Source organism: Micromonospora sp. NPDC005252, from assembly GCF_042872475.1.
Classification (GTDB): Bacteria; Actinomycetota; Actinomycetes; order Mycobacteriales; family Micromonosporaceae; genus Micromonospora.
The window spans coordinates 47538-62728 of the sequence record NZ_JBIAKN010000014.1 but is presented as its reverse complement, the minus strand read 5'-3'; the positions used below and the strand labels follow the sequence as shown (position 1 = coordinate 62728).

Annotated in this window: 16 protein-coding genes; 4 read left to right on the top strand and 12 right to left on the bottom strand. The window is 72.3% G+C overall.

From position 1 onward, the window contains the following. Positions 1 to 139 precede the first annotated feature (139 nt). Genes ACFYPH_RS27725 through ACFYPH_RS27675 form a run of 11 tightly spaced genes read right to left on the bottom strand, consistent with a single transcriptional unit; the run spans position 140 to position 10698 of the window. Positions 140 to 1147, bottom strand: coding sequence for an amidohydrolase family protein (locus tag ACFYPH_RS27725; RefSeq protein ID WP_355066189.1), 1008 nt, complete (start codon positions 1145 to 1147; stop codon positions 140 to 142). Continuing rightward, positions 1147 to 1671 carry a 3-hydroxyanthranilate 3,4-dioxygenase gene (locus ACFYPH_RS27720; protein WP_354860585.1) on the bottom strand — a complete coding sequence of 175 codons (525 nt, stop codon included), beginning with the start codon at positions 1669 to 1671 and terminating at the stop codon, positions 1147 to 1149. Before ACFYPH_RS27720 ends, ACFYPH_RS27725 begins: the two co-directional genes overlap by 1 nt. Further along, on the bottom strand, positions 1668 to 2090 hold the full coding sequence (locus ACFYPH_RS27715; RefSeq protein ID WP_355066187.1) for a RidA family protein: 423 nt from the start codon (positions 2088 to 2090) through the stop codon (positions 1668 to 1670). The genes ACFYPH_RS27720 and ACFYPH_RS27715 overlap by 4 nt, the downstream gene beginning before the upstream one ends. Next, entirely contained in the window at positions 2087 to 2860 is a 774-nt protein-coding gene (locus ACFYPH_RS27710) for a fumarylacetoacetate hydrolase family protein (protein WP_355066185.1), read from the bottom strand. The genes ACFYPH_RS27715 and ACFYPH_RS27710 overlap by 4 nt, the downstream gene beginning before the upstream one ends. Further along, the gene (gene dmpG / locus ACFYPH_RS27705) at positions 2857 to 3915 is read right to left on the bottom strand and encodes a 4-hydroxy-2-oxovalerate aldolase (protein WP_387185860.1); all 1059 of its coding nucleotides are present in this window, start codon (positions 3913 to 3915) and stop codon (positions 2857 to 2859) included. Before dmpG ends, ACFYPH_RS27710 begins: the two co-directional genes overlap by 4 nt. Then, positions 3912 to 4847 carry an acetaldehyde dehydrogenase (acetylating) gene (locus tag ACFYPH_RS27700; protein ID WP_363937895.1) on the bottom strand — a complete coding sequence of 312 codons (936 nt, stop codon included), beginning with the start codon at positions 4845 to 4847 and terminating at the stop codon, positions 3912 to 3914. Before ACFYPH_RS27700 ends, dmpG begins: the two co-directional genes overlap by 4 nt. After that, positions 4844 to 5641: a fumarylacetoacetate hydrolase family protein gene (locus ACFYPH_RS27695; RefSeq protein ID WP_355066179.1), complete on the bottom strand. Its 798-nt coding sequence runs from the start codon at positions 5639 to 5641 to the stop codon at positions 4844 to 4846. The genes ACFYPH_RS27700 and ACFYPH_RS27695 overlap by 4 nt, the downstream gene beginning before the upstream one ends. 20 nt (positions 5642 to 5661) lie before the next feature. Next, positions 5662 to 7143, bottom strand: a complete 1482-nt coding sequence (locus ACFYPH_RS27690; RefSeq protein ID WP_387185913.1) for a 2-hydroxymuconic semialdehyde dehydrogenase — start codon at positions 7141 to 7143, stop codon at positions 5662 to 5664. A gap of 23 nt (positions 7144 to 7166) precedes the next feature. After that, on the bottom strand, positions 7167 to 8504 hold the full coding sequence (locus tag ACFYPH_RS27685; RefSeq protein ID WP_387185855.1) for an FAD-dependent oxidoreductase: 1338 nt from the start codon (positions 8502 to 8504) through the stop codon (positions 7167 to 7169). Next, positions 8501 to 9781, bottom strand: a complete 1281-nt coding sequence (gene kynU, locus ACFYPH_RS27680; RefSeq protein ID WP_387185852.1) for a kynureninase — start codon at positions 9779 to 9781, stop codon at positions 8501 to 8503. Before kynU ends, ACFYPH_RS27685 begins: the two co-directional genes overlap by 4 nt. Before the next feature lie 14 nt (positions 9782 to 9795). Beyond that, a complete protein-coding gene (locus ACFYPH_RS27675; RefSeq protein ID WP_355137827.1) occupies positions 9796 to 10698 on the bottom strand; it encodes a tryptophan 2,3-dioxygenase family protein in 903 nt (300 codons plus the stop codon). A gap of 148 nt (positions 10699 to 10846) precedes the next feature. On the opposite strand from ACFYPH_RS27675, the gene ACFYPH_RS27670 reads away from it, so the two are divergent. From ACFYPH_RS27670 to ACFYPH_RS27660, 3 genes are all read left to right on the top strand, one after another. Beyond that, positions 10847 to 11311, top strand: a complete 465-nt coding sequence (locus tag ACFYPH_RS27670; RefSeq protein WP_354860599.1) for an Lrp/AsnC family transcriptional regulator — start codon at positions 10847 to 10849, stop codon at positions 11309 to 11311. A gap of 96 nt (positions 11312 to 11407) precedes the next feature. Further along, positions 11408 to 11935: a hypothetical protein gene (locus ACFYPH_RS27665; RefSeq protein ID WP_387185849.1), complete on the top strand. Its 528-nt coding sequence runs from the start codon at positions 11408 to 11410 to the stop codon at positions 11933 to 11935. A gap of 75 nt (positions 11936 to 12010) precedes the next feature. Next, a complete protein-coding gene (locus ACFYPH_RS27660; RefSeq protein ID WP_354860612.1) occupies positions 12011 to 12784 on the top strand; it encodes a class F sortase in 774 nt (257 codons plus the stop codon). Here ACFYPH_RS27660 and ACFYPH_RS27655 read toward each other — a convergent pair. Next, on the bottom strand, positions 12730 to 13509 hold the full coding sequence (locus tag ACFYPH_RS27655) for a TioE family transcriptional regulator (protein ID WP_355137829.1): 780 nt from the start codon (positions 13507 to 13509) through the stop codon (positions 12730 to 12732). The two genes, ACFYPH_RS27660 and ACFYPH_RS27655, sit on opposite strands and share 55 nt — an antisense overlap. Positions 13510 to 13564: 55 nt before the next feature. Between ACFYPH_RS27655 and ACFYPH_RS27650 the strand changes: the two genes are divergently transcribed. Next, positions 13565 to 15157, top strand: coding sequence for a DUF6194 family protein (locus ACFYPH_RS27650; protein ID WP_387185845.1), 1593 nt, complete (start codon positions 13565 to 13567; stop codon positions 15155 to 15157). Positions 15158 to 15191: the final 34 nt, after the last annotated feature.

The following is a 15191-nucleotide window of genomic DNA, read 5'->3' as shown; positions in this document are numbered from 1 at the left end:
TTCAACGGAGGCAACAGCCGATGTCCGTTTATCGGACACGTGGTGTTGCGTGGATTGAAGCAGAGCAAAGGCAACAGAACAGGGTCCGTCGGCCCGTCGCGGCCGTCCGTCGTCCGGGGGCACTACCATGGGTACGCCGTCAGCGCCGCCCGTGCAGGAAGCGCAGGGCGTTGGTGGATCGGAGCTTGTCGCGCTGGGCGTCGGTGAGGAAGTCGGCCGCGTCGACGACCGCACCGGCCGGGCGCTCCCCCAGCGGGTACGGGTAGTCGCTGCCGACCAGCACCCGGTCCTCCCCCATCGTGTCGACCAGCAGCCGCAGCGCGGGCGGCGCGAAGACCACCGAGTCGACGCTGAACCGGTCGACGTAGCTGCTGGGCGGGGCGACGGACGCGCCCCGGACCAGGTCACCACGTCGGTGCCAGGCGTTGTCGGCGCGGCCGAGCCAGAACGGGAAGCTGCCGCCGCCGTGCGCGAAGCAGATCCGCAGCGTCTCGGGCACCCGGTCGAAGACGCCGCCCAGGATCATCGCCAGCACCGACAGGTGCGTCTCGGCGGGCATCCCGGTGAGCCACCGGGCCATCCAGCGGTTCAGACGCGGGCCGTCCGGCATGTCCCACGGGTGGACGAAGACGGGCGCACCCACCTCGGCACAGTGCTGGAGGAAGGTGACCACCCCGGCGTCGTCCAGATCCCGGTCGCCGACGTGGTTGCCGATCTCCACGCCCACGTGCCCGGCGGCCAGGCTGCGGTCCAGCTCGGCGCAGGCGGCGTCCGGGTCCTGCAGGGGCACCTGACAGAACGGCACCAGCCGGTCGCCGCCAGCCGCGGTGATCTCCAGGGTCAGGTCGTTGAAGATCCGGGCGACCTTCACGGCCTGGTCGGCCGGACGGTCGTAGCTGAAGAAGACGGGCGTCGGCGAGATCACCTGCACGGCGACACCGTCGGCGTCCATGTCGGCCAGTCGGCGGGACGCGTCCCAGCACTCGGCGCCGACCGGACGGAACTCCGTCTCCCCCACCATGATCATGGCGGCGCGCTCGGAGTCGACCCGCAACCAGGGCCAGCCGGACCCGCCGCACGCCGCGCCGAGGTCCGGCCACCCCTTCGGTACGACGTGCGTGTGCACGTCGACGACACCAGCGGGCATCAGCCCTTGCCCGGGTGCAGAGTGCCGCAGTTGGCGCAGGTGCGTGCCGCCTCATCTGCGTAGAATGCCTGGAACACCGGCGGCAGGTCGGCCGCGATGTCGCGGACCTGCAACTCCACCTCGTGCACCTGGTTTCCGCACTCGGGGCAGTACCACTGGAACGTCTCCAGCGTGCCCTCCTCGCGGACCCGCTCGACGACCACACCGATCGAGCCGGCCTCCGGTCGCTGCGGCGAGTGCGGGGTGTTGCGCGGCAGCATCCACATCTGACCCTCGCGCACGTGCACCGTACGCGGACCCTCGGGGGTCATCAGGTTGATGTGCATGTTGCCCTTGACCTGGTAGAAGAACTCCTCGTACGGGTCCACGTGGAAGTCGGTGCGCTGGTTGGGCCCGCCCACCACCATCACGATGAAGTCGTCCCCGCCGGGGAACATCTCCTTGTTGCCCACCGGCGGCTTCAGCAGGTGCTGGTTCTCCGCGATCCAGCCCGGAAAGCTGAACGGCTCGGCGATCTCACTCACGACTGACCTCCCGAGGGAAGAAGGGCCACGGCCTGGATCTCGATGAGCAGGTGCGGGTGCGGCAACTGGTGCACCGCCACCGTGGTGCGGGTCGGTCCGGACGCGTCGAAGAACTCCGCCCACACCTCGTTGTAACCACCGAAGTCGTTCATGTTGACCAGGTACGTGGTCACCTGGACGAGGTCGGTGAGGTCCGCGCCGACCGAGCGCAGCAGATCGCCGATGTTCTCGATCACAGCCCGCGTCTGCACCCGGATGTCGAGGTTCGTCGTGCCGAACGCGTCGACCTCGACACCGGCGAAGCTGTTGTCCGGCCGCCGCGACGACGTACCGGAGATGAATACGAACCCACCCGCGACCTTGACGTGCGGAAAAGCCCCCCGCGGCACGGCCTTCCCGGCCACCACCCGGGCGGTCACGACGACGCCCGCAGCGAAGCCGTGCCGAGTTTCTCGACGACGGCGCGGACATGGGCACCGGGACGCAGCGGCACCGCGGCGGTGGCGGCACCGGCCAGGAAGACCCAGCCGGACTGCAACCGCACCCCGTGTCGGCCGGCCAGCCGGATGCCCTCGTCGAGCGCCCGGCGCGGATCGCCGAGGATCGCCGCCGTCGAGCCGACCTGGGCCACCCGCCCGTCGACCTCCAGCAGCACGCCCAGGTTGTCGAGGCCCGACGGCACCGGCGACCACGGCCCGACCACGAACGCGGCGGCCGAGGTGTTGTCGGCGATCACGTCCGGCAGCGAGAAGCGGAAATCCGCGTACCGGGAGTCGATCAGCTCGATGGCCGGGGCGACCGCGCGGACCGCCGTGGCGAAGTCGCCGACCGGCTCGCCCGGCTCCGGCAGCCGGTCCAGCAGGAACGCCACCTCCGGCTCGACCCGGGGATGGATGTACGCGGCCGGGTCCACGGAACCGCCGTCGGGCACCCGCATCGCGTCGGTGAGCCGCCCCCAGATCACCTCGTCCACGCCGACCTGGGCCATCTTCGCCCTGCTGGTCAGCCCCATCTTCAGCCCGACCAGCCGCTCGCCGCGTTCCAGCCGGCGCTGCACCAGCGCGGCCTGCACGCCGTACGCGGTGTCCACGTCAAGACCGGTCTCGGCGGCGAGCTGACCGATCGCGGTGGCCGTGTCGGCCGCCGCGCCCAGCTTGTCGGCGATCCCGGTGATGTCCACGCCGATCATGACTGCTGCTCCTTGCCGGCCAGGTCGAGTGCCACGTCGACGATCATGTCCTCCTGGCCGCCGACCATCCGACGGCGGCCCAGCTCGACCAGGATCGACCGGACGTCGACGCCGTAGCGGTCCGAGGCCCGCTCGGCGTGCCGCAGGAAGCTGGAGTAGACGCCCGCGTACCCCAGGGAGAGCGTTTCCCGGTCGACCTGGACCGGCCGGTCCTGCAACGGGCGGACGATGTCGTCGGCGGCGTCCATCAGCGCGAACACGTCGCAGCCGTGCTTCCAGCCGTGCAGCTCGGCGACCGCCACGAAAACCTCCAGCGGCGCGTTGCCGGCGCCCGCGCCCATGCCGGCGAGGGAGGCGTCGACGCGCACGGTCCGGCCGGACGGCGAGCCGAGCGGCCCGGCGCCGAGGATGCGGCCGTGCTCGACGGCGAGCACGCTGTTGGCCACCCCGAGCGACAGGTTGTGGTGGGCGTGGATGCCGATCTGCGTCTCCGGGTCGAGGACCTGCCGGTACGCGTCGACCCGCTGCGCCACGTCGGACATCAGCAGCCGGCCGCCGGAGTCGGTGACGTAGACGCAGTGCGCCCCGTACGACTCCATGAGCTTGGCCTGCCCGGCGAGCCCAGCAGGGTCGTTCATGTGCGACATCATCAGGAACCCGGCCACGTCCATGCCGTTCTCCCGAGCCCAGGAGATGTGCTGGGCGGAGATGTCCGCCTCGGTGCAGTGCGTGGCGATGCGGACGCTCGTCACGCCGAGCGCCTTCGCCGCCCGAAGGTCCGCGATCGTGCCGACGCCGGGCAGCAGCAGGGTGGTGAGCTTCGCGTTCGTCATCACCTCGGCGGCGGCGGAGATCCACTCGGCGTCGCTGGCCGCGCCGTGGCCGTAGTTCACGCTCGACCCGGCGAGCCCGTCGCCGTGCGCCACCTCGATGGCGGCCACCCCGGCGGCGTCCAGGGCGGCGGCGATGGTGCGCACCTGCTCGACGGTGTACCGGTGGGCGATGGCGTGCATGCCGTCGCGCAGCGTCACGTCCTGGATGTACAGATCGGTCATGACGCGGTCACCTCCGAAGGACGCCTGGCGACCAGCCGCTCCGCGGTGCGCAGCGCGGCGGAGGTCATGATGTCCAGGTTCCCGGCGTACGCCGGCAGGTAGTGGCCCGCCCCGGACACCTCCAGGTAGACCGACACCTGCAACGCGGTGAGCTGCCGCCCGAGCGTCGGCACGTACGCCTCGACGCGGTCGAACTGCACGTCCTGCTTGAGCCGGTAGCCGGGGACGTACTCCTGGACCGTCGCCACCATGTCCGCCACCGAGGCGGCGATGGCGGCGGTGTCGGCGTCGACGTCCGGGCAGAGGCAGTAGACGGTGTCGCGCATGAGCAGCGGCGGGTCCGCCGGGTTCAGCACGATGATCGCCTTGCCCCGCTCCGCCCCGCCGACCACCTCGATGGCGCGAGCGGTGGTCTCGGTGAACTCGTCGATGTTGGCCCGGGTGCCCGGCCCGGCGGACTTCGACGCGATCGACGCGACGATTTCCCCGTACGCCACCGGGGTGACCCGGCGGACGGCGGCGACGATCGGCACGGTGGCCTGCCCGCCGCAGGTCACCATGTTGACGTTTGGTTGGTGCAGGTGCTCGTCGAGGTTGACCGGCGGCACCACGTACGGGCCGAGCGCGGCCGGGGTCAGGTCGACCACCGTCCGGCCGTGCGCGCGCAGCACCTCGTCGTGGCGTCGGTGCGCGCCGGCCGAGGTGGCGTCGAAGACCAGCTCGACGTCGGCGAACTCGGGCATCGCGACCAGCCCGTCCACTCCGTCGGCGGTGGTGGCGACGCCGAGCCGGCGAGCGCGCGCCAGGCCGTCGGAGGCCGGGTCGATGCCGGCCATCGCCACCATCCGCAGGCTGTCGCTCAGCCGCAACACCTTGATCATCAGGTCGGTGCCGATGTTTCCCGATCCCAGCACCGCCACGTCAGTGGTCACTGGCCGCCCCTGTCGCTGAAGGATGTCCGTACCGAGCCGAGGCCGGAGATCCGGGCCTCGTACGCGGCGCCCGGGGTGACCGGCACCATCGGGCCGAGCGCCCCGGAGAGCACCACGTCCCCGGCGCGCAGCGGGTCACCGGCGCGGGCGAGGGTGCTCGCCAGCCAGTGCAGAGCGTGCAGCGGGTTGCCCAGGCAGGCCGCGCCCGCGCCCACCGAGACCGGCTCACCGGCGTGCTCCAGCACCATTCCGCACAGCCGCAGGTCGACGTCGGCGAGGCGGCGTGGCGTGGTGCCGAGCACGAAGAGCCCGCTGGAGGCGTTGTCGGCGACCGTGTCCACGATGGAGATGTCCCAGCCGGCGATCCGCGAGTCGACGATCTCGATCGCCGGCAGCACGTGGTCGACGGCGCGGATCAGGTCGACGGTCGTGATCTGCGGATCCGCGAGATCCTTGTCGAGCACGAACGCGATCTCCGCCTCGACCCGCGGCTGGAGCAGCCGGTCGATCGGCACCTCGACGCCGTCGCCGACCGCCATCGCGTCGGTCAGCATCCCGAAGTCCGGCTGGAACACCCCGAAGGTCTCCTGCACCGCCCTGGAGGTCAACCCGATCTTCGCGCCGACGCGGCGTTCACCGCGGCCCTGCCAGGCCCGCGCCTGGAGCTGCTGCACGCGGTACGCGGACTCGACGTCGCCCTCCGGCAGCAGCCGACCGCGCAGCGGCGGACACGGCTTGCCGGTGCTGCGGGCCTCGGCCAGCTCCCGGTTGGCGGCCTCGATGTCGGCTTCCATGCCCGCTCCCTCGCTACGGCTCACGACAGGTCCACGCAGACGTTGGTGAGTTCGGAGTAGAAGTTCAACGAGTGCACGCCGCCCTCGCGGCCGATGCCGGACGCCTTCACCCCACCGAAGGGCGTGCGCAGGTCCCGCAGGAACCAGGTGTTGACCCAGACGATGCCGGCGTCCAGCCGGATCCCAGCCCGGTGCGCGACACCCACGTCCCGGGTCCACACGGTCGCCGCCAGGCCGTACTCGGTGCCGTTCGCCAGGGCGTACGCCTCGTCCTCGGTGTCGAACGGCGCCACGTGCACGACCGGGCCGAAGATCTCCTCCCGGTTGGTGCGGGCATCCGGGCCGAGACCGGTGAGCACTGTCGGCTGCACGTACGACCCGCCGTCACGGGCGTCGCCGAAGGTGGGCGTGCCGCCGCCGGTGAGCACCTCGGCGCCCTCGGCGCGGGCCAGCTCGTACGCGCCGAGCACCTTTGCCCGGTGCTGCGGGGAGATGAGCGGCATGGTGGCGGTGGCCTCGTCGGTCGGCCAGCCGTACGCCAGCTCGCCGGCCCGCTTCGCCAGCCGGGCGGTGAACTCCTCGAAGACCGGGCGCTGCACGTAGATGCGCTCGGTGCACAGGCACACCTGCCCGCCGTTGGTGAAGCTGGAGCGCATCGAGCCGGCCACCGCCGCGTCCAGGTCGGCGTCGGCGAAGACCAGGCCGGCGTTCTTGCCGCCCAGCTCGAAGCTCACCGCCTTCACGCCGTCGGCGGCGGCCCGCATGATCGCGCCGCCGGTGGCCGACTCGCCGGTGAAGGTGATCGCGTCGACGCCCGGGTGGCGGGTGAGGAACTCGCCGGCCGAGTCCGGTCCGAAGCCGTGCACCAGGTTGAACACCCCGTCCGGTACGCCGGCGGCGGCCATCACCTCGGCGAGCAGCGTCGCCGAGGCGGGCGTCTCCTCGCTGGGCTTGACCACGACGGCGTTGCCGCAGGCGAGCGCCGGGGCGACCTTCCAGGTGAGCAGCAGCAGCGGCAGGTTCCACGGCACGATGACCGCGACCACGCCGACCGGCTTGCGGACGGCGTAGTTCAGCGCCCGGCCGCCGGTCGGGGTGACCGTGGTGAACGACTCGGTGGGCGCGGTCGCCACGATCTCCGCGAACGCCCGGAAGTTCGCCGCGCCGCGCGGGATGTCCAGCGTGCGGGCCTGGGCGATGGACTTGCCGGTGTCCGCGACCTCGGCGGTGACCAGATCGTCGAAGCGACGTTCCAGCTCGTCCGCGACGCGGCGCAGCACCTCGGCGCGTTCCCGCTCCCCCATCCGGCCCCACGGCCCGCGCAGCGCCGCGCGGGCGGCGGCCACCGCGTCGTCCACCGTGGACCGTTCCGCCTCGACCACCTCGAAGACCGGCTCGCCGGTCACCGGGCTGACCTTGGTGAACGTCGACCCGCCGTCGACGAACTCGCCGCCCACGAAGTTGCGCAGCCGCTGGGGGCCACGTGGCGCGTGGCCGGCCATCAGTCGCGGATCCCAGGTGCCGGTCATGCCCGCCTCCCTCGGCTCAGTGCAGCGCCGATCGCGCCGACCAGCAGCAGCGCGGCCCCACCCGCGACCGCGCCGAGCACCCGGTGCTGCCGGCGGACCCGGCGGCGCACCTCGGCGTACGGGGTGGTGGAGAAGGACACCAGCTCGTACTGGGAAACGTACCGGCCGGGCAGTGCCCGTTCCAGTGCGTGCTCCACCCGCCGCCGGGTCTGGAACACCGGCGAGGCGACCTTGTCGCGCATCTCCACGAAGTTGGTAAGGGCCATCTGCGCGATGGCCTCGGCGTTCTCCTGCCGGCGGCGCTGGAACAGCGGCAACGCCGCCGACCACTCGTCGGCACACTCGTCGAGGCAGCGGTCCAGCTCGACGACGTCCTCGAAGGCGCAGTTGGCGCCCTGGCCGTAGAACGGCACGATGGCGTGGGCCGCGTCGCCGAGCAGGCAGACAGTCCCGTTGACCTGCCAGGGAGCGCTGCGCACCGTGCCGAGCACGCCCACCGGGTTGTGCTGGTAGTCGTCGACCAGGTTCGGGGCCAGCGGGACCACGTCCGGGTAGCGCTCGGTGAAGTGCCGTTCGATCTGGGCCGGGCTGGTCAGCGACGCGAAGCTGCCGGCGCCGTCGTTGGGCCAGAACAGCGTGCAGGTGAAGGACCGGTCCGGGTTCGGCAGCGCGATCATCATCGAGGTGCCCCGTGGCCAGATGTGCAGCGCGTCCGGATCCAGGGCGAAGTCGCCGCCCAGCGGCGGAATCGTCAGCTCCTTGTAGCCGTAGTCGAGGAAGTCCACGCTCTCGCGCAGCAGCCCGTACGCCAGCAGTTGTCCGCGTACCGCGGAGCCGGCGCCATCGGCGCCCAACACGACCGACGCCTTCGCGCCAACCGTGCCCTGCGGGGTGTCGAAGCTCAGGGTGCCGTCGGCCGGATCGAGCCCGACGAGCCGGTGGTCGAAGACGATCCGGACCCCGGGCAGCGCGGCGGCCGCGTCCAGCAGGGCGTTGTTGAGTGCGCCCCGGCTGATCGAGTTGATCGCCCGGTCACCGGCCGCGCTGTACGACTGGAACTGCGGCTGCCCCTCGACCGGGTGGATCATCCGGCCGCGCATCGGCAGCGCGTCGGTCATCACCTGCTCGGCCAGGCCAATCCGGCGCAGCGCGTCCAACCCGCGCTCGGAGAGCGCCAGGTTGATCGAGCGTCCCCGCTCGGCCGCGCCGGCACGCGGGTCCGGCCGACGCTCGTAGAGGGCGACCGGGTAGCCACGCCGGGCCAGGAAGCAGGCGGCCAGGCAGCCCGCCAGGCCGGCGCCGATGATCGCGATCTCGTCGCGCCGCTTCGTCACGGGTTCACCGGCCCGACGGTGGCGGCGAGTGCGGCGGCGGCCCGCCAACAGTCGAGGTACGTGGAGTAGAGCGGCACCGGGGCGAAGCGGACGATGTCCGGCTCCCGGGCGTCGGCGATGACGCCGTGCTCGTGCCGCAGCCGCTTGGTCAGCTCGGCGGCGTTGCCGGCGCCGACGCGTACCGACAGCTGGCAACCCCGGCGGGCCGGATCGCGCGGGGTGACCACGCGCAGCGGCCGGTCGGCGGTGATCTCGTCGAGGAGTGACTCCAGCCAGCCGGTGAGTCGGAGGCTGCGCGCGCGCAGCGCCGGCATGCCGACCGCGTCGAACAGCTCCAGCGAGGTCCGCACCGGGCCCATCGCGAAGATCGGGGGGTTGGAGATCTGCCAGGCCTCCACGGTGGACGGCGGCCGGGACACCGGCGTCATCTCGAACCGGGTCGCCGCCGCAGTGCTCCACCAACCCTCGAAGCGCGGCAGGTCGGGATCGCCGAGGTGCCGCTCGTGCACGAAGACGCCGGCCAGCGCGCCCGGCCCCGAGTTCAGGTACTTGTAGGAGCACCAGGCGGCGAAGTCGACGTCCCAGTCGTGCAGGGCGAGCGGCACGTTGCCCACGGCGTGCGCCAGGTCCCAGCCGACCACCGCGCCGGCCGCCCGACCGGCCGCCGTGATCGCCGGGATGTCCAGCAGCTCGCCGGTGAGGTAGTTGACCCCGCCCAGCAGCACCAGTGCCACCCGGTCACCCTCGGCGGCCAGGTAGCCGGTGACGTCCTCGGTGCGCAACGCGTCCTCGCCAGCACGCGGGCGCAGCCGGACCACCGTGTCGTCCGGGTCCAGCCCGTGGAAGCGGGCCTGGCTGCGCACCGCGTAACTGTCCGAGGGAAACGCGCTGTCCTCGATGACGATGCGGGTGCGGACGCCGGCCGGGCGGTAGAAGCTGACCATCAGCAGGTGCAGGTTGACCGTGAGCGAGTTCATCACCACGGCCTCCGCGGGCCGGGCGCCGACCAGTCGGGCGGCCGGGCCCGTCAACAGCTCGTGGTACGGCAGCCAGGCGCGTTCCGCCTCCAGGTGCCCCTCGACGCCGAGCCGCCCCCAGGCGTCCAGGTCGGCGAGGAGTTCGTCGCGGGTGGCCCGGGGTTGCAGGCCGAGCGAGTTGCCGGCGAGGTACGCCGACTCGGGGTGGTCGCCGCCGTCGGCGGGCGGCACGTGGAAGAGGTGTCGGTGGCCCGGGTCGGCCTGGTCGAGGCGGTGTGCCTCGCTCTCTGGGGTGTGCATGTCTCGCTCTCCGGTCACATCGCGGTGCGGGCCGACCACAGCTCCGGGAAGACCACCCGGGCCATGCTGCGCTGCAACCACGCCAGCCCGGCGGAGCCGCCGCTGCCGACCTTGGCGCCCATTGTCCGCTGTACCGCCTTGACGTGGTTCCACCGCCAGTCGCCGAACTCCTCGGCGACGCCGCTCAGGGCCTCGCCGAGCAGCCGCAGGTGGTTGTCCGGGCCGCCGTCGGCGTAGATCCGCACCCAGGCCGCCTCGACCTCCGGCTGCGGGTCGTGCTCGACCGCCACGTCCCGGTTCAACAGATCGGCGGGGAGGTCGAAGCCGCGCCGGGCCAGCAGCGCGACCACGTCGTCCCAGAGACTCGGGGCGGCGAGCGCGGCGCTGAGCGCGGCGTGCACCTCGCTCTGCCGGCGGAACGGCCGGATCAGCGCCGGGTCGCGCAGCCCGAGCAGGAACTCAAGGTGCCGGTACATCGCGGACTGGAAGCCGGAGCCCTCGCCGAGCAGGTTGCGGAACCGGTTGAAGTCGGCCGGGGTCATCCAGCGCAGGCCCTGCCAGGCGGCGTTGAGCCCTTCCAGGTGCAGGGTGGCGCGGCGCAGCGGGGCCAGCGCGTCCCAGATCCGGTCGGCGCGCAACAGACGCTGGGTCTCCCGCAGCTCGTGGCAGGTCAGCCCGAAGTACAGCTCCATGATCTGGCTGACCATGAGGAAGGACATCTCGCCGGGGTCGTCGCTGAGGGGCTGTTGCAACTGGTGCAGGGCGGTGGCCCGCACGTACGCGTCGTAGGGCACCAGCTCGGCGAACTCCAGCGTCGGCTCGCCGCCGTTGCGCGCGGCGCGGGCTGCCCGCTGGCGCGGGGTCACCGGTCGTACCGTGGCGACGCGGTTCGGCGCCCGCCGGTCCGTCTGATCCACCAGTCGTCTCCCTTCCCCCGAAGCTGCCGACGCCATGATCTCGCGGCTGGATCGGCCTGCGGAATGCCGGATCAACGGCACTTGTCGGCCTGACCTGGCGAACCAAAGGCAGCTGGGCGAATCCGGTTCACGAAAGTAAGGTTCGAGCGTGGACGACATGGACTGGGCGCTGCTGCGCGAGTTGCAGGCCGACGCCCGGCTCTCCTTCAGTGAGTTGTCCCGCCGGGTGCACCTGTCCCCACCAGCGGTCGCCGAGCGGGTCCGCCGGCTGGAGGAGGCCGGGGTGATCACCGGCTACCACGCCCACGTGGACCTGACCCGGGCCGGCCGTACGGTGGTCGCCCTGATCCGGATGTCCTGTTACGGCGCGCGGTGCATCCTGCACGACCCGGAGGTGTCCGGCTGGCCGGAGATTCTCCAGATCCACCGGATCACCGGCGACGCGTGCAGCATGCTCAAGGTGGCCGCCGGCTCGATCGGCGACTTCGAGGCGGTCATCGACCGGCTCGCCCCGTACGGGCAGCCGTCGAGCACCATGGTCCTGTCGTCCCCGCTGGACTGGCAGCCGATCACCCCGCTCCCGCCCGCCGGTGCCAGCTCCCGCCGCCGCTGACCCTGCCCGCCCGCTGGTTTGCCTCCTGGCCAACGGGAACTCAGCCCGCGTGCCCAGGGGAGGGTTCCGGCGGTCGTCGCCGGTTGGGGGGAAATCATGCAGGGACTTCGCACGATCAACCGCGCACTCTCGTCCGCACTGGCACTGGTGGGGCTCATCGGGGCGTTCGTCCTGTTGTCGGTCGCACCGGCGCGTGCCGGTGAGAACACCTCCGTCGAGGTGACGCCGAACAGCGTCCCGGCGGGCAGCCGGGTCACGATCCGCGCGAGCTGCGACAACAACAACAGCAACAATCGACAGGCCACCGTGCAGTCCGACGCGTTCGGGCGCGTGGTGCTCAGACCGGACAACGGCTTCCTCAAGGGGGAGGTCACCGTTCCGGGCAACAAGGAACCCGGTGACTACCAGGTCGACCTGCGGTGCCAGAACAACCAGACGGCCCAGACGATGCTGACCGTGCTGAACATGGCCTCGCCCAGCAAGGGGCCGGCGACGGGGGGCGGCGGCACCGCGGGCGGCCGGGGCATCGGATCGATCCTGGTCATCGGCGGCGTGGCAGTGGTGGCCGCCGCGGTCGCGCTCGGCATGGTGGGCGGTCGGCGTCGGACCGGAGCCGGCTCCTGAGCCGGACCTGCCATGACCCGCAGATCCGCGCGTGCGCGGTCGGACCACCGTGCCCGCCTCCGGGCCGCAGCGGCCCTGCGCGCCTCCGGACGGCTGGTGGCCCGGGTCTCGGTTCGGCTGCGCCGGGTCGCCGGACAGGCGGTGTCCGCCAGCGTCGCCACCACTGATCCGGACGCCCGCCCGCTGCCGCCGAGCCGTCCCGCCGGGTCGCCGCTGCTCCGGCGTCGGCTCGGCACCGGGCCGGGACTGCCGGTCCTGGCCGTGGCCACGCTGATGGTGCTGATCGTGGCGATGCTCGGCGTCGAGCAGGTGACCGGGGTGAGTCTGCTGCCGGACCGGATCAGCGCCGGCCTGCGGCCGCCGCCGAAGAAGTTCCCGGTGCTGCCGGCCAGCCGCCCGACCGCTCTCTCGATCAGCAAGATCGACCTGCGGGCTCCGCTGCACGACGTGGGCCTCGCCCCGGACGGCACCATCGCCGTGCCCGACGTGGGCCGCGCCCAGGAAGCCGGCTGGTACGACCAGGGCCCCACCCCCGGCCAGTACGGGCCGGCGGTGATCGTCGGACACGTGGACACCACCACCGGCCCGGCCGTCTTTCACCAGCTCCGGGAACTGCGCGCGGGAGACCAAATCGAGGTCACCCGCTCCGACGGCCGGGTCGCGGTCTTCGAGGTGGACTCGATGGAGCGGTTCGACAAGGACCGACTGCCGGTGGACGAGGTGTACGGCGACTTCAGCCGCCCCAGCCTGCGGCTGATCACCTGCGGCGGCCGGTGGGTGGGCGGCGAGAGGGGCTACTCGGACAACCTGGTGGTCTTCGCCTCGCTGGTCAAGGCCCGTGGTGGTTGATCGCCGGCGCCGGCGTCGAGGTACTCGGCGAGCCGGGCGGCCCCGGTGAGCATGGCCCGACCGCGCTCGGTGAGCCGTCGGCGCCACTGGCCGAGCGACGCGGCGAGCGGTTCGGCGCCACCGGCGTCGCGTACCCGTCGCAGCACGTCGGCGATGTGGTCGAGCCGATACCCGCCCCGGCGCAGCAGGTGGGCGAGTTCCGCGTCCCGGACGTCGTCGGGCGAGTAGACGCGGTGGCGGGTCACCCGGTCGCGCTCCGGCCGCAGAATTCCGGCCGCCTCCCACTTGCGAAGGGTCGCGGGTCGTACGCCGAGCCGGTGTGCGAGCACGCTGATCGGCACGGCTCTCCGGCCCTGCGGCGCGGGCTCCCTCGCGGTGAGAGTGGTGACCGCCGCCTCGACCGCGTCCAGGGTCTCCCGATCGCGTTGCAGCAGCGCGTGACCGCTGTCGATCGTGCGCAACGCCGTGTCGATCTCGCCCCGGTTGACGGCGCGCATGATGTCGCCGCTGGCCGCGTGACCGTGACCGACGATGAGCGCGAGGTAGGCGCTCAGTGCTGTGGCGTGCACCTCGGTGAACCGGCGGTACCCGGTCGCGGTGCGCTCGGCAGGTGGCAGCACGCCGTCCCGTTCGTAGTTGCGGACGGCCTGCGCCGACAGTCCGTGCCGGCGCGCGAGATCGACCGGTCGGCGTACCCCGGGCTTTGAGGGTTTTGTGGTTGTCACCCGCGCTCCATCGGTCTGAAGTCTCCACCGCTGGTGCAACGATACGGTTGATGCAATGACCACCCTTGTTGACCTGCTTGCCGGCTCGCCGACGCTGCTCGCGCTCGGCGAGCCGACGCACGGTGAATCCGCGTTCCTCCAGATCCGCAACGACGCCTTCCTGACGCTGGCCGAGCACGGCTACCGGTCGATCGCCCTGGAGAGCGACCGGGCCGCGGGACTGCTCGCCGACGCGTTCGTGCAGGGCGGGGCCATGACGCTCGACCGCGCGCTCGCCGAGGGGTTCAGCCACGGGTTCGGCGCCGCGCCGGCCAACCGTGACCTGCTGCTGCGGATGCGCGAGTGGAACGACGGACGGCCCGACGCCGAGCGCCTGAGATTTCATGGCTTCGACGCCCCGCTGGAGATCGAGGGCGCCCCGAGCCCGCGGCGTCACCTGCTGCGGGTGTGCGAATTCCTCGACCTCGACCTCGACCGGTCGGTCGAGATCGACGACCTCGTCGGGGACGAGGCCCGCTGGAGCGACACGGCCGCGATCTGGGAGCCGGGCCGGTCGGTCGGACGCTCGTCCGACGCCCAGCGACTGCGGGTGCTCACCGACGACCTGCTGACCGAGTTGTACCTGCGGGCACACCGACGGCCCGAGGGCTGGCCTGCGGCATTCGTCCACGCCACGTCGGCGGTCGCGGTGCTGCGCTACCACGCGGCGGCCGCGGCGCCACTGGTCCAGGAGGAACGCTTCGCCCACCTGGCCGCGGTCCGGGACGCGCTGATGGCCGAGAACCTGCTCGCGATCCGGGCGGTCGAGGCACACCGTGGACCCACGCTGGTCTTCGCGCACAACACGCACCTCCAGCGCCACCCGAGCACGATGACGGTGGGCGCGACGGAGGTGTCGTGGGCCGGTGCCGGCGCGATCGTCGGAGCGTTGCTGGGCGAGCGGTACGCGGTGATCGTCGGCAGCCTCGGCGCGAGCCCCGCGCTCGGCATCGACGTGCCTGCCGCGTCGACCTACGAGGGCAGGCTCCAGCAGAAGCTCACCCTCCCCGGGTACGTCCGGGCGGCCGAGATCGGGCCGGCCGAGCGGCGAGCGCACGACTACCGCTACTTCCCGCTGGACCAGGCCACCATCGACCACGCCGACGCGGTGCTGCACATCCCGACCGGCGTCGACGCGACCGTGCTCGCCGACCGGATCCGCGCGCTGCCCGACGTCGAGCAGGTGATGGCGAGCGAGGAGGACGGATCACCCGAGGGCGCCTGGGGCGACCGGTTCTTCTACGTCGGCCCGGACCGCCGCCAGCCGTTCGCCACCATCGTCGAGCACGACGTGCCCGGCTTCGACGAAGCCGCGCAGCTGGACCGCCCCGGCGTCTTCCGCCTCAACCTGGACCTGGGCCGGGCCGAGTTCGAGAGGATGTTCGGCTTCCCACCGAAGGCGTTCGAGGAGCACCGGGACGCCTTCGACTTCGCCCGGCTGGACACGGTCACGCCGCACCCGGGGTACGCGCTGTACGGCTTCGCCAGCATCGTGATGCCGGGGCCGCAGATGCTGCCCGAGATCGACCGGCTGTTGACCGTCGCGCACACCCGGGCGGTCGACCGGCACGAGCGCGCGACCCGCCGAGCGGCCGCGCAGCAGGACTGAGCCCGACCGGCGGTTCCGCGCCGCCGGGCAGGTC